At 56.4% G+C, this 13,488-nt stretch carries 13 protein-coding genes; 1 reads left to right on the top strand and 12 read right to left on the bottom strand.

The window, feature by feature from the left end; all coding sequences use genetic code 11:
* Positions 1 to 93: 93 nt before the first annotated feature.
* On the top strand, positions 94 to 882 hold the full coding sequence (locus tag DNH61_RS09565) for a hypothetical protein (protein WP_111146434.1): 789 nt from the start codon (positions 94 to 96) through the stop codon (positions 880 to 882).
* Positions 883 to 982: 100 nt separating this feature from the next.
* Here DNH61_RS09565 and DNH61_RS09560 read toward each other — a convergent pair whose 3' ends face one another.
* From DNH61_RS09560 to DNH61_RS09505, 12 genes are all read right to left on the bottom strand, one after another.
* On the bottom strand, positions 983 to 1,243 hold the full coding sequence (locus tag DNH61_RS09560; RefSeq protein ID WP_111146433.1) for a metal-sensitive transcriptional regulator: 261 nt from the start codon (positions 1,241 to 1,243) through the stop codon (positions 983 to 985).
* A gap of 17 nt (positions 1,244 to 1,260) precedes the next feature.
* Positions 1,261 to 3,765, bottom strand: coding sequence for a CoA-disulfide reductase (locus DNH61_RS09555; RefSeq protein WP_111146432.1), 2,505 nt, complete (start codon positions 3,763 to 3,765; stop codon positions 1,261 to 1,263).
* A 194-nt stretch (positions 3,766 to 3,959) separates the two neighbouring features.
* A complete protein-coding gene (locus tag DNH61_RS09550) occupies positions 3,960 to 4,517 on the bottom strand; it encodes a nitroreductase family protein (protein WP_111146431.1) in 558 nt (185 codons plus the stop codon).
* Entirely contained in the window at positions 4,514 to 5,941 is a 1,428-nt protein-coding gene (locus DNH61_RS09545) for a cobyrinic acid a,c-diamide synthase CobB (RefSeq protein ID WP_111146494.1), read from the bottom strand. The genes DNH61_RS09550 and DNH61_RS09545 overlap by 4 nt, the downstream gene beginning before the upstream one ends.
* Positions 5,942 to 5,966: 25 nt before the next feature.
* Positions 5,967 to 7,145 carry a cobalt-precorrin 5A hydrolase gene (locus DNH61_RS09540; RefSeq protein ID WP_111146430.1) on the bottom strand — a complete coding sequence of 393 codons (1,179 nt, stop codon included), beginning with the start codon at positions 7,143 to 7,145 and terminating at the stop codon, positions 5,967 to 5,969.
* Entirely contained in the window at positions 7,142 to 7,918 is a 777-nt protein-coding gene (gene cobM / locus DNH61_RS09535; RefSeq protein WP_111146429.1) for a precorrin-4 C(11)-methyltransferase, read from the bottom strand. Before cobM ends, DNH61_RS09540 begins: the two co-directional genes overlap by 4 nt.
* A 33-nt stretch (positions 7,919 to 7,951) precedes the next feature.
* Positions 7,952 to 8,668 (bottom strand): precorrin-2 C(20)-methyltransferase, encoded by a 717-nt coding sequence (gene cobI, locus DNH61_RS09530; protein WP_111146428.1) that lies wholly within the window; start codon positions 8,666 to 8,668, stop codon positions 7,952 to 7,954.
* Entirely contained in the window at positions 8,655 to 9,887 is a 1,233-nt protein-coding gene (gene cbiE, locus DNH61_RS09525) for a precorrin-6y C5,15-methyltransferase (decarboxylating) subunit CbiE (protein WP_111146427.1), read from the bottom strand. Before cbiE ends, cobI begins: the two co-directional genes overlap by 14 nt.
* Positions 9,871 to 10,986, bottom strand: a complete 1,116-nt coding sequence (locus tag DNH61_RS09520; protein ID WP_111146426.1) for a cobalt-precorrin-5B (C(1))-methyltransferase — start codon at positions 10,984 to 10,986, stop codon at positions 9,871 to 9,873. Before DNH61_RS09520 ends, cbiE begins: the two co-directional genes overlap by 17 nt.
* A gap of 3 nt (positions 10,987 to 10,989) precedes the next feature.
* Complete coding sequence (locus DNH61_RS09515; RefSeq protein ID WP_111146425.1) at positions 10,990 to 11,640, bottom strand: precorrin-8X methylmutase; 651 nt, start codon at positions 11,638 to 11,640, stop codon at positions 10,990 to 10,992.
* A gap of 13 nt (positions 11,641 to 11,653) precedes the next feature.
* A complete protein-coding gene (cobK, locus tag DNH61_RS09510; protein WP_245948096.1) occupies positions 11,654 to 12,442 on the bottom strand; it encodes a precorrin-6A reductase in 789 nt (262 codons plus the stop codon).
* Complete coding sequence (locus DNH61_RS09505) at positions 12,439 to 13,479, bottom strand: sirohydrochlorin chelatase (protein WP_111146424.1); 1,041 nt, start codon at positions 13,477 to 13,479, stop codon at positions 12,439 to 12,441. Before DNH61_RS09505 ends, cobK begins: the two co-directional genes overlap by 4 nt.
* Between the last annotated feature and the right edge of the window lie 9 nt (positions 13,480 to 13,488).

Below are 13,488 nucleotides of genomic sequence, written 5' to 3'. Positions count from 1 at the left end.
CCGGTTAAATTGCAAATTGACAGAATGAGGGTTCTAACCTATCATCAACTTATATGATAATGATTCTCAATATGTGCTGGCCAGGAGGTTACGATGGATTTTTCGCTCGTAAAACAATTTTTTCATATTTCACCGGAGGGTATGGAGGAGCCGCTGCTTAACTTGCCTGCGGAGGATCTTCTCGACCCTGTAAAGGCCCGCAATGCCATGCAGTTAGGCGGAAGCCTTGTTCAGGCTACTGGCCTGGAGCTGCCTTCCTCCTTCGCGGGAATGTGTTTCTTTAATCTGATTGCCACGCAGCAGCTGTTCTTGTCCCGCTATAACCGGTTTCTGGATCTTACACTCCCCAATCTGACCTTTCAAGCTGAGTCACATAACGATCATGCCCATCTCGGATTCAAGATCAACCGTTTGGCATGGAAAGAGATTCGTGAGGATGGCAGAGACTCCCGCCGTGAGCAGGTCAGGCGCCTGCTGGAGACATTCATAACGGATCATATTACACCCGCTGTAGAAGCTATCGCTGACAGTGCCGCCGTGAAGACCGAGCTTATCTGGGGCCAGTTCGCCGGCCAGGCGATGATTCTCAAGGAATATCTGCTCGCTAGTGTGCAGGATCCGGAGGTTCAGGAACGTTATGAGCAGGACTATCAGCTTCTGATGGAGCTTTCTCCTTCCCTGTTCAAACGGAAGCGCAACCCGTATATCCACCTAAGGCCGAGATACCTTGACAGTCCGTATAAAGAAGGCGCCAAGCTCCTTATCCGCTCATCCTGCTGTATGTACTACTGCCGGACAGACGGGCAGAAGTGCTACAATTGCCCGCGCCTAACCGACCAGGACCGCGAAGAGCTGCGGGAGAGGATAACTTCCGCACAATAACAAAACAGCAAACCGCCAGAGAAGGACGAACACGCCCCTGTCTGTCGGCTTGCTGTTTTGCTTGTGCCGATGTTCGTTCAGCTTCAGGCTTTCGGCTCTGCTAGCGGCTCTTCACCAGCAGCTCGACCGCTTCCTTAATCACATGATCCGGCTTGTTCCCCTTCTCCAGCTCTTCCATGATGCAGTGCTCCAGATTCGCGCCGATAATGACGCCAATGGACTTGTCTACGGCTGTCCGGATCGCGGATAATTGGGTAACGACAGCACGGCAATCCTCTCCCTGCTCCAGCATGCCGATAATCCCCCTTACCTGCCCTTCAATCCGCTTGAGGCGGTTGTGCACCGCTTTGTCATAATTCATCCTTAATTCCCACTTTCCTAGACGAACAGATTAATGCCCGAATCGTCAGCATCACTTAGATAGGACGCCACGCCTGCGTATTCCAGCCCGTCTATCAATTCTTCACGCTTGATCCCCATTATATCCATACTCATCGTACATGCAACAAGCTTAACGCCTGACTTGACCGCACCTTGCATGAGCGATTCTAACGATTCCACATTTTTCTTCGCCATAACAGAACGGATCATCCTCGCGCCAATCCCGCCCATGTTCATCTTGGAGAGAGGCAGACGCGTTGTTCCTTTAGGCATCATCCAGCCGAACAGCCTGTCCATACCGCTCTTCTTGACGGATGGCCCCCCGGTTTTCCGCAGAGCATTGAGCCCCCAGAAGGTGAAAAACATGGTGACCGGTTTGCCCATTGCTGCCGCTCCGCTTGCAATAATGAAGGAGGCAATCAGCTTATCGAGGTCACCGCTGAATACGACCATCGTCGTCCCGTCTTTTACGGGCTGCCGGGTAACGGCTGCCGCATCTCCCTTGATCATAATTGCTCCATCGGCTGCAGCAGAGCTGCCTTTGCGGATCAGCACGTCAACACGGCCCTTGTCCACCTCAACCTGCTCAACGCTGTGCCCCATCTTGGACGCCCACTTGCGGATATCCGAGACGAAGCCGATATCCGTTGCCAGTATACGCGCCCGCTCCCCTTCCTCCATCACCTTCATTGTTTCATTCACATTCATAATGGGACCTGGGCACTGAAGACCACAGGCGTCGATCAGTCTAATCTCCGATGCTGACGCCTGACCGGACGGACTGTGGCTGGCAGCTGTGGCCTCTGCCCCCGCTTCATCGTCCTTCTTATGATTCTGCGGCACATCATTCAGCCGGCCCGCGGCATACGTCTTGTAGCCCCCATCTAAGTTGCGGGCTTCAATACCATGCTCAGCCAGCAGTCTCGCTGCCACATATCCGCGCTGGCCTACCTGGCACGATACCGCTATTTCCCGGTCACGAGGCAGCTCCTGAAGCTTGTCCCGAAGCAAGTTAAGAGGAATATTGACGGAGCCCGGTATATACCCGAAATCCCGTTCGGCTGCATCCCTCACATCGATCAACAGACCGCCGCTGCGAACAAAGTCATCTGCTTCATGCCACTGCATTGTGCTTACCAGCCCGCTCAATATATTGGACGCCGCATAGCCCGCCATATTAACCGGATCTTTGGCCGATGAGAAGGGCGGCGCATAGGAGAGTTCAAGATCTGCCAGATCCTGGACCAGCAGCCCGCCGCGCATCGCTGTAGCGATCACATCGATTCGCTTGTCTACCCCATTCATCCCCACTGCCTGCGCGCCCAGAATTCTGCCGGATGCCGGATCAAACAGCACCTTCATCGCAATCGGTGATGCACCGGGATAATACCCGGCATGGGAAGCCGGGTGAATATGAAGGGCCTGATAAGAAACGCCCAGCCTGTGGAGCAGCTTCTCATTGCTTCCAGTCACCGCAGCAGTCAGGTCAAATACTTTGATAATTGCTGTTCCCCAAGCCCCTTCATAAGCGGCATTCAACCCGTTAATATGGTCGGCGGCCAACCTGCCCTGCCGGTTGGCTCCCCAAGCAAGCGGAACCGTAGTGGCAGTGCCATTCACACGTTCCTTTACTTCAATGGCATCACCAACGGCATAGATGCTCGGGTCACTCGTCTGCATATGCCGGTTAACCTTAATGGCTCCCTTAATCCCTGTCTCCAGACCGGCTGCGGCAGCAAGCTCACTCTCCGGCTCGACACCGATGGCCAGGAGGATAAGATCTGTATCCAGCTGTCTTCCCGACTGCAGTACAAGTTTTGTGCCGTTATCTGTTATAGAAGTGATGGATTCATTCAGAAGCGCTTCAACTCCGCGGTCCCTGAGATGCTGCTCAATCGGCTTAACCATTTCAATGTCTAGAGGCGTCAGCAGCTGATCATTGCGCTCAATGACAGTAACCTTCACACCACGCTCGCGAAGATTCTCGGCCATCTCAATTCCGATAAAACCCCCGCCAATGATTGCAGCATGCTGAGGCTTGTGTTTGTCAACATATTCTTTAATACGGTCAGTATCCGGGATGTTACGCAGTGTGAACAGCCGCCCGCCGGCCTCCTCAATTCCCGGAATATCGGGAATAAGCGGTTTTGCCCCTGGAGATAGTATCAGAATGTCATAGGCCTGCTCGGACCGGTCTCCCGTCCCCAGATTGACTACGGTCACGGTCTTCTTGTCCCGGTTAATCGCCGTAACTTCAGAGTGTATATTCACTTGAATACGAAACCGGTCAGCCATCGCTTTTGGTGTCTGCAGCAGCAGCTTGTCTCTGTCCGTAATTGTCTCTCCTATATAGTAAGGGAGCCCGCAATTGGCAAAGGAGATATGCGGCCCTCTTTCAAACATAATAATCTCATCTTCCTCGCTTAGTCTTCTTAATCTAGCTGCAGCCGAAGCACCGCCTGCTACTCCGCCAACTATAACAATTGTTCTTCTGCTCTTCATGTTCCTTCCCCCCGGTAGTTGTTAGATATATAAGATCAGATGGTTTTATACCCCTTGGGGTATACTATATACGGGTGGGGGTATATTGTCAACCAATCTCATCTTACAGAAAAAGCCCTGCCAGATCCCTGAAGACAGGACCGGCAAGGCTCTGGATGGATTATAGAAGAAGGTTAATTCCTATTATCATGCTGTTAGTCAAGCCATGTTGTTTTCTCTGCTGCTGCCGTGCGCTTCGTCACGGGCGGCTCTTCTGCCGCGTAGCCGATGCAGAGCGTTCCGATAATCTTGCGGTTTTCCGGGCAATCCAGCAGCTTCCGCAGCCGTTCATCACGCACAAGGCCTATGCCTCTGGTACGCCAGACACAGCCGAGCCCCTGCTCTGCAGCTGATAGCCATATGTTATAGGCTGCGCAGCATGCCGCGTATATATTATCCTCCGTGCTGTCGGCATCATCCGGCAGCGTGTCAGCTGTTACAATAATCAGGGCTGGTATGGTGTAAAGCACTTTAAGCGATTCTTCCACAAGCTTGGGCTTGGCAGGAAATCTCTCCTTCAGAAACTTCTCCGCTGCCGCTTCATAGCGTTTTTTTGCTTCCCCCTGGATCACGTAAAAATGCCACGGCTCCCGCAGCCGGTCATTCGGGGCCCATACTGCCGTTTCCAGCAGCGCTTCGATCTTCTGTTTCTCTACCGGCCGGCCGTCGAATTGACGGACCGCCCGGCGCTGTCTGATAGCTTCACTGATCATAGCTTCGCGTCAGCTCCTTGTTTCTGATTCTTGTAATTCCGGCATGCCTCCACCATTCGTGCCGGCAGCTGAGGCGCTGAGGCAAAATGCATATGGGTATAGCCTGCCACAAGATTCGCTGACATGTGGCCATCCAGCTTTTCCCCCCGCATACCCTTCACCTGGTAGGCAGGCTTCAGTGCTCCTTCATCCCCAGGATGATAGGTGGAATAATGGAATTCATGGCCTCTCGCCGTCTCTTCAGGCAGCAGGAAGGGATGCTCGCCCATGCCGCGCATTTCTCTATAACCGAGTGCCGCCAGTTTTCGCTGCATCCTGACATAGCCAGGTATCAGGCCGACCATGGGATAACGCCCGCCGTCCGTTGTCTCGATGGCTTCGGTTAAGTACATGAACCCGCCGCATTCCGCGATTGTCGGCATGCCGTCCTCGACGGCTTGGCGAATCGACTGCATGACCGCAGTCTGCTCCGTCAGAACAGCAGCGAATTCCTCCGGAAAGCCTCCTCCGATATACAGCCCGGCTGCTTCATCAGGCACCTGCTCCCCTGCTAGCGGTGAGAAATATACTAATTCAGCTCCGCCCGCTTCGAGCAGCTCAAGATTTTCAGGATAGTAGAAATGGAATGCTGCATCACGTGCGACAGCGATTTTTACTCGCTTGTGAGCGGCATCATCCGGCCTTCCCGAACCATCTGCAGAGCGGGCTGCAAACAGCTCCAGTGCGGCTTCGAGCGGCTCGCACTCGGCAAGCTGCAGCAGCTGCTCGATGTCAAGCGTCTGCTCCACCAGCTCCGCCAGCTGCTCGAATAATCCATCCAGCTCACCTCGTTCGATGGAAGGCACCAGTCCCAGATGGCGTTCCGGAATCTCAATGCCCTCATGGCGCTCCAGATAGCCGAGTACGGGCACTCCGCAGGTCTGCTCAATCGCCGTACGAACGATCCGGAAGTGATTCGCGCTGCCCACCCGGTTGCAGATAACACCGGCTATACGCACCTTCGGTGAGAAGGCTTGGAAGCCTTTTACGATGGCAGCCGCGCTCCGGGCCATACTCTGACAGTTGACAACCAGCACGACGGGGCTGGCGGTGATCTCCGCGATATGCGCCGAGCTGCCCTCGTCCGATGCCGGGTCCTTGCCGTCATACATCCCCATGACGCCTTCCACAATGCTGATATCCGCCCCGGCACTCCCGATTGAGAATACTTCTTTCACAATAGCAGGGCTTGTCATCCAGCTGTCCAGATTACGGGATACGCGTCCCGTAACGGCAGTATGATAAGTCGGGTCGATATAATCAGGGCCGCACTTGAAGCCTTGTACCACATGGCCGCGCTTGCGAAGGGCGGCCATCAGGCCGATTGTGAGCGTTGTTTTCCCCGTACCGCTGCCCGTTCCAGCTATGACCAGTCTTCTTGTCACCGCATTCACGCCTTTCCTCTGCTGCTCAGCGTTCTGTAAAGTTCATAACAGCAACCGATACAGTCACATTGCCGCTCTTCTTCTTCGTCACAACCAACTGATCGGCGCCGCTGTAGCGCTTGGCCGCCGGCTCACTGACGCCGTAAGCGCCTGTAAATTTGAACACCGTATCGGATGGCTCCTCAATCGGCATCTGATTGAGCTCCTCAGGTGTATAGCAGACAAACTCCCAGCCGTGCTTGGCTGCCGTCTCCAGCAGGCCTGCTTCATCCTGCTTCAGATTAATGGAACACAGCGCCCGCACGCTCCTGGGAGAGAAGCCCTGCTCTGCGAGCGTCTCCATGATAACCTGTTCGATCTCTTCCGCCGAGGTGCCGCGGTTGCAGCCTATCCCAAGCGCAATGGACTTCGGGCGATATAGAACGCCGTTCGCCAGGATAGCCTTTTCCTCCTCGTTAAGCACACGATGTGTAATGACGAGCGCAGCGTCCATCTCATGCTGCAGCGCTTCACCCACAGAGCTGAATACCTGCATATGCCCGGGCAGCGGACGGTCTGCCGTCCACCAACCGGGCTCACCGGATTCCTGCACGATCGCTACCCGCTCTTCGTTTACGACAGCGGCACTGACAGGCGTCAGCTTCTCATCCGATTCCCATTTCCAGCCAAACCGGCGGCCGAATAGATCAACCGGGATCGTCTGCTGCACGTCGGAGGCAGTTGTAATGACCGGCACAGCCCCAAGAACTGCTGCCGCTTCCTTCGCCAGCTCGTTAGCCCCGCCCAGATGGCCGGACAGGACACTGATTGCATACTGGCCTTTATCGTCCACTACTACAACACCCGGATCCGTCTTCTTGTCCTTCAGCAGAGGCGCAATCATGCGAACCACTGCCCCGAGTGAAATAATCAGAATTAAGCCCTTGTAAGCTGGAAACAGAGCCGGAAACAGCATCCGCACACTGCCCTCGAACAGCTGTATGCCTTTCATCTCCTCGTCTCCGCGGGCAAACTTAGACATCGTATACAGATCGGTTCCAGGGAACCGGTCTGCCAGCTTTCTCCCAAGCTCTACCCCATGCTTCGTAATCGCCACCACCGCATAATCGCCTGTAACCCGGATCGGGGCAAGCACATCCTCTTCCAGCTTTAGTATCACTGGCTCACTTATAGGCTCCGTCCCGTTCCTATCATCCAGCCTCATGGCTTGATCCCCTTGCGGAAGCCATGCGTGAAGGTGCGGTCATACAGCTTGGAACGATACTCGTCCTTGCCATGAATATCCGGGTCAAGCGCCCAGCCCGCCAGTATCATCGCATGCGAGCGTATGCCTGCCTGACGCATTGCCTCGTCCATGCCTTCGACCGTCGTTCTCACAATCCGCTCATCCGGCCAGGAGGCCCGGTACACGACCACAACCGGCGTCTCCGGCAGCCAGCCCGCTGCCAGCAGCTCCTTGGTCACCTTCTTCGTCAGCGTAGCACTCAGGAACAAGGCGATTGTGCAGTGATGCGAAGCCAGATCCTTCAGCTGCTCCCGGTCAGGCACCGGTGTCCGGCCTTCCGCCCGGGTTAGAATCAGCGTCTGTGTAAGCTCAGGAATCGTGAGCTCCGCTCCTGCCGCAGCGGCTGCCGCGAATACGGAGCTGACACCCGGTACGATAACGGTATCGATGCCCTCCTTCTTCAGCAGTGCCATCTGTTCCATGGTTGCCCCATAGACAGCCGGATCGCCGGTATGCAGCCGGACGAGCATTTTCCCCGCCTTCACCCGCTCCACCATGAACGCCACCATCTCTTCGAGCGCCATGCCCGAGCTCTTCACGACCTCTGCGCCCGGCTTCGCCTTCGCTGTCAGCTCTTCGCTGACAAGCGAATCCGTATAGAAGACGACGTCCGCCTCCTGCAGAAGCCTTAGTCCCTTAACCGTAATCAGGTCCGGATCCCCCGGTCCTGCTCCCACGATATAAATCTTCATCCCGTACCCCCTTCTCCCGCTATCGTCCATCATCTATTTACGAACTATCATGAGTGTCAAATATCCCGGATCGGCATCCACCAGCTCATCCAGCCGTGTCCAGACCATTTCCTCACCTGACGTGACCTTGGATAATACCGCTGCCTTCTCCTTCAGCCCCATCTCACCCAACAGCTCAATCATTGCATTAAGCACCTTGGACACCTTGAGGAAAATAACACAGTCATGCTCCAGAAGCGCCTTCCGCATGGCGGCTGCGTCATCTGTTGCCGGAACGATGGCAATCTGCTCATCTCCGTCAGCCAGCGGCAGATTCAGCCGGGATGCCGCGCCATTAATGGATGAAATGCCCGGCACTGTCCGCACCTCTACCTCGGGGTGACGCTCCTTCATCAGCCGCATCATATGAATAAAGGTGCTGTACAGCATCGGATCGCCTTCCGTGACAAAAGCCACATCATGCCCCTCGCGCAGCTGCTCCCACACCTGCTCCACCGTCTTGCTCCATTGGCGGTCCAGCGTTTCCTGATCCTTCGTCATCGGAAAGACCAGGCCCAGCATGTGCTTCTCCGCCGGGTTTATGTAGGTCTCCACAATTTCAAGCGCATAGCTCTTGCTGCCGGAGCGCTTCTTCGGGTATGCAATAACCGCGCTCTCCTTCATCACCCGGAACGCCTTAACCGTGATCAGCTCCGGGTCGCCGGGTCCTACTCCAAGACCATATAATATGCCAGGCTTAGCTTCCGTCATCTGTAGACTCCTCCTCTTGGCTGCTGCGGAATGCGGTAATAATGAAGACCGGGTTCAGCCCCTCCAGCCTTGTCATATCCAGAATCGGCTTGCTGCGTGAGATTTGGGCCAGGGTAACCTCGACCTCCATGCCCTCTTCCTTCATGGCCTTGACCGCCTCCGCCATATTCTCCAGCGTGGCAGCGTTCAACACCACGCGCCCGCCGGGCCGCAGACGGCTGCAGCAGATATGAAGCAGCGAACGGAGCTCGCCGCCGCTTCCGCCGATGAACACCGCATCCGGGTCCGCAAAGCCATCCAGCCCCTCCGGCGCCTTGGCGTGAACCGCTGTCAGATCCACCCGGAACCTGCGGCTGTTCGTTAGACAGTTCGCCAGATCGTCGGGGTTCTTCTCTACCGCAAACACTGCCCCTTCTCTGGCAATCCGGCCCGCTTCTATGGCAACCGATCCGGTGCACGTGCCAATATCCCACACCACACTCTGTGAGGTCAGCTGAAGCTGCGCCAGGCTGAGCACACGGATTTCCCGCTTCGTAATCAGGCCCTTGTCCGGCTTGCGCTGGACAAACAATTCATCAGGTATGCCAAGCGGCCAGGCCGGCGACTCGCCCTCACGTTTAAGAATGACAATGTTCAATGGGGCAAATGCGGCAGCCTTCATCTCTTCCAGCGTATACCAGCCTGTCCGCTCCTCCGCTCCGCCCAGGTTCTCCGCTACGAATGCCCGGTATTCGGTCATGCCGAACTCTTGCAGATAGGCCGCCAGCGATCCCGGACTGTTCTCTTCATCTGTCAAAACAGCCACTTTGCTGCGCCCGTCAATCCGCTGCGCCAATCCCTTCATGCTGCGGCCGTGGATACTCACGATATGAGCATCCTGCCAGCTCTCCCCCATTCTGGCGAAGGCCAGCTGTACCGAGCTTGGCTGCGGATATATCTCGACCTTGATCTGCTTCGCCAGATAACCGCCAATTCCGTAAAACAGCGGATCGCCTGAAGCCAGCACCACGGTCTTACGCGAATCAGCGCGCAGCCTTCCCGCAAGCTCCGACAGCCCGCCCTTGATGACCAGCTTCTCCCCCTTGTACGCTGGAAAAAAAGCCAGCTGGCGCTCGCCGCCGACAAGCAGGCTGCTCTCCTCGATCCAGCTCAAATACTGGGGAAGCAGCCCTGCTGCGCCGTCATCGCCGATCCCGATCACCTTAACCGGTTGTTCCATCTATACTCACCCTTCCCAGCAGTTCCCCTTTTAACGTGCAGAGCACCGTTTCCACTTCCAGCCCGCCCTTCACCTGTTGAAGCGACTGCCGGCAGCAAGATTCGCACAGGATATCGAAGAAGCTTGTCATTCCGAGCTCCGCCATCCTATCGCCCACCTGTGCAGCCGTATTGGCGGTCCGCACAAACTCGACTTCCTCCGCCGGTGCGCCCGCATCACGGGCAGCACTGGCCAGAAAACCAAAATCAACCGGCGCACTCTTCGAATGCACCATCATGACACCCTGCGCCAGCTTCGAAAACTTGCCCATCATACCTACCAGTGTTACCCTGCGCACCTCCGGCTGCCGCCTGCACATCTGCAGGGCAAAGCCGATGAAATCCCCCATCTCAACAAACGCCTCTTCCGGCAGCTCGGGATACAGTGCAATACCGGTCTTCTCGCTGCGTCCGCCGGTCGACAGCACAATGTGCGTGCAGCCGCCCGCTGCAGCTACCCGGATCGCCTGGGCCACACTTGCCTTATAGGCTGACGTCGAGAATGGAACGACAATTCCCCGCGTGCCCAAAATGGAAATGCCGCCGATAATGCCCAGGCGGCCATTCAACGTCTTCTTCGCGATTTCTTCCCCGCCGGGCACGGAAATTTCAATCCGCAAGCCCCTGTTTTCCAGTCCGTATTCGTCCAGAACGGCTTGTGCGGCCTCGAGTATCATTCTTCGCGGCACGGGGTTAATGGCGGCAAGCCCGACATCAACCGGCAGGCCAGGCTTTGTAACCCGGCCTACCCCTTCACCGCCGTCCAGCTCAAGGCCAGGCTCGTCCCGCCATGATACCTTGGACCGGATTAATGCCCCGTGCGTCGCGTCCGGGTCATCTCCGCCATCCTTAATCGTGCCGGCAGCCGCTTCCGCTTCATCATAGTGACATTCGCTCATGTCAAAGGAAGCGTCCTCGCCGATTGGCAGCCGGATCTCAACCCGGCGATGCGGCTCCTGCAGAATAAGCGACAGAAGCGCGGCCTTCGTGGCAGCCGTCGCACAGGAGCCGGTCGTATAACCGTAACGAAGCGGTTTGTCCGCTGCCTGCTCCTTGCTCATCGCTTAACCCTGCTGCTGCGCCATCAGCGTAATGGCATTGAGGGCAGCAACCGTTACCGGACTGCCGCCCTTGCGGCCTACATTAGTGATGAAGGGAATATCCAGTTTCGCCAGCTCTTCCTTCGATTCCGCAGCGGATACGAAGCCCACCGGCATGCCAATTACTAGTCCGGGCTTCGTCTCCCCTTCCTTCACGAGACGGATCAACTCAAGCAGCGCCGTTGGCGCGTTGCCAATGGCATAGATGCCTCCAGGCGCTTCCTTGATCGCCTTGCGGATCGAGATAATCGCCCGGGTCGTGTTCAGCCGCTTCGCTTCCTCCATCACATCGGGATCGGATATGTATACCTTCACGTCGCCGCCGAACGCCTGAATGCGGGGCTTGCTGATGCCTGCCTGAATCATCTGGACATCCGCTACGACCAGCTTGCCGCTGCGTACTGCCTCAATCCCCGACCGTACAGCATCCGGATGGAAAATCATGCTGTGCCCCAGCTGAAAGTCGGCACATGCGTGCACAACACGCTGCACAACGCGGTACTGCTCGCTGGTGAAGGAATGCTCGCCAAATTCCTCATCTATTATCTCAAAGCTCTTGGCTTCAATTTCCTGCGGTTGAATGCTGAGCGGTTTAAACTCGGTCTTGAAATCCATTTCCATTCACTCCTTAGCCCTTATGTAGTTGCAATGGTTCGAGCCTGGCAAGCACGTCCTCAAATCCCGAAACGACTGTCCCGTAATCAATCACCGGACGGCCAATCACGATCGTCTCCAGCCCCATCTCAAGCGCGGCCTCCAGCTTATCATCGACAGCGCCTTCCTTGCCGCTCTCCTTCGTGATCATCAATGTAACTCCAAATTGGTCAAAGAGAGCCTTGTTCAGCTCCTTCGAGAAAGGCCCCTGCATAGCCACAATATTCTTCTGCTCGACGCCAAGCTCTTCACACTTCTCCATGTTATCCCTTCGGGGCAGCATACGCGCCACCAGCCTGATATCCGTTCGGCCGAGCAGACGCTTCGTAAAGATCCCCAGCGTCTTGCTGCCGGTTGTCAGCATAATGACACCGCCCCGCTCCGCAGCCAGCTCGGCAGCTGCTTCATAATCATCCACGACAGTCACATTGGGATGATCATGATAGGAGCGGCTGGCTCGTTCATAGCGGATATACGGCAAAGCAGCCAGAGACGCCGCCGCTATCGCGTTTCGGGACGCCTCCTCTGCGAAAGGGTGACTCGCGTCCACAATCGCCTCGGCGCCAAGCTCAGCCGCCAGCCTAGCCATGCCGTCCGCATCAAGCCTGCCAATCCGGGCCGGAATCCCGGCAGCCTCCAGCGAGGCTGCCGCACTCTCCGTAACGACTGAGGCTGTTACGCTCCAGCCGCTGGCAGCGATGCGCACGCCCAGCTCCCGGGCGTCGCCTGTTCCCGCCAGCAGCAGCAGATTTTTCCCGTTCACGGCTTCACCGCCTGAATCAGGACCTTCTCTGCAGGCTTGTGTTCATGATCGTCTTCTCCCGAGTGGTCGTGGTGATCATGGCCGTGACTGTGCTCATGGCTGTGATCGTGGTGATGGTGGTGGTCATGCCCGTGACTATGGTCGTGGTGGTGATGATGGTGATGGTCATGACCATGCTCGTGATCATGATGGTGATGATGGTCGATATGCTCCATTGCCGCCAGTCTATACTGGCAGGTCGCGCAGTTCATCTTCGCTTCGCCGCGCAGCGCTTCAATCGCCCGTTCCCTCAGCACCTCCTGGAGCATCGGGTGGAAGCCGAAATATGGCGCAAGTGTAAATGCATGCTCGGGGTACTGAACCCGCAGATCCTCTACAAACTGCTCCATGCGCTTAATCAGCACGCCGGTGAAGAGAAAATACGGCAGCACATAGACATGCTTGGCACCGAGCTTCAGACAGCGCTCCACGCCTTCGTCCATAAGAGGCGCTGTGACGCCAATGAAGGCCGTCTCCACAAGCTTCACATCCAGCCGCTCCCAGAGCAGCCGTGACATCTTGAACAGATCGCTGTTCGCATCAGGGTCGCTGCTTCCCCTGCCGATAACCAGCACGGCCACGTCGGAACGGCTTCTGCCATCAGCCCCGCCAAGGGACTGCTCTCCCTGACGTGCATAGCCGCCCTCGTTCATTCTTTCCTGCAGGATCGTCAGAACCAGCTCATGCACACCGATCGGGCGCCCGTACTCAAACACCACATCCGGATACTTCAGCTTCATATCATCGATCGCTGCCGGGATGTGAATTTTGGCATGCCCGGCTGTAAACAGCATGATCGGCACGACGCCCACCCTTGTGGCGCCTTGACGTACACACGCCTCCATACCGCTGATCAAGCCCGGCGGCTCGAATTCCAGAAAGCAGGTCTCGACAATCGGCACATCAAGCCTGCCCCGAATGGCCTCTATAATCGCGCGCACCTCGTTGTTGCCTGCGCTGTCTTTACTCCCATGTCCCACGAATAGTACTGCTTCCATTGATGCCAG

Origin of the sequence: Paenibacillus sambharensis (assembly GCF_003233845.1) — a bacterium.
Taxonomy (GTDB): domain Bacteria; phylum Bacillota; class Bacilli; order Paenibacillales; family Paenibacillaceae; genus Paenibacillus_I; species Paenibacillus_I sambharensis.
This window is presented reverse-complemented; position numbering and strand designations above follow the sequence as displayed.

Coding starts and splice junctions, on each gene's coding strand:
- DNH61_RS09565 (WP_111146434.1), top strand. CDS start 94: ATGGATTTTTCGCTCGTAAAACAATTTTTTCATATTTCACCGGAGGGT.
- DNH61_RS09560 (WP_111146433.1), bottom strand. CDS start 1,243: ATGAATTATGACAAAGCGGTGCACAACCGCCTCAAGCGGATTGAAGGG.
- DNH61_RS09555 (WP_111146432.1), bottom strand. CDS start 3,765: ATGAAGAGCAGAAGAACAATTGTTATAGTTGGCGGAGTAGCAGGCGGT.
- DNH61_RS09550 (WP_111146431.1), bottom strand. CDS start 4,517: ATGATCAGTGAAGCTATCAGACAGCGCCGGGCGGTCCGTCAATTCGAC.
- DNH61_RS09540 (WP_111146430.1), bottom strand. CDS start 7,145: ATGAGGCTGGATGATAGGAACGGGACGGAGCCTATAAGTGAGCCAGTG.
- cobM (WP_111146429.1), bottom strand. CDS start 7,918: ATGAAGATTTATATCGTGGGAGCAGGACCGGGGGATCCGGACCTGATT.
- cobI (WP_111146428.1), bottom strand. CDS start 8,668: ATGACGGAAGCTAAGCCTGGCATATTATATGGTCTTGGAGTAGGACCC.
- cbiE (WP_111146427.1), bottom strand. CDS start 9,887: ATGGAACAACCGGTTAAGGTGATCGGGATCGGCGATGACGGCGCAGCA.
- DNH61_RS09520 (WP_111146426.1), bottom strand. CDS start 10,986: ATGAGCAAGGAGCAGGCAGCGGACAAACCGCTTCGTTACGGTTATACG.
- DNH61_RS09515 (WP_111146425.1), bottom strand. CDS start 11,640: ATGGATTTCAAGACCGAGTTTAAACCGCTCAGCATTCAACCGCAGGAA.
- DNH61_RS09505 (WP_111146424.1), bottom strand. CDS start 13,479: ATGGAAGCAGTACTATTCGTGGGACATGGGAGTAAAGACAGCGCAGGC.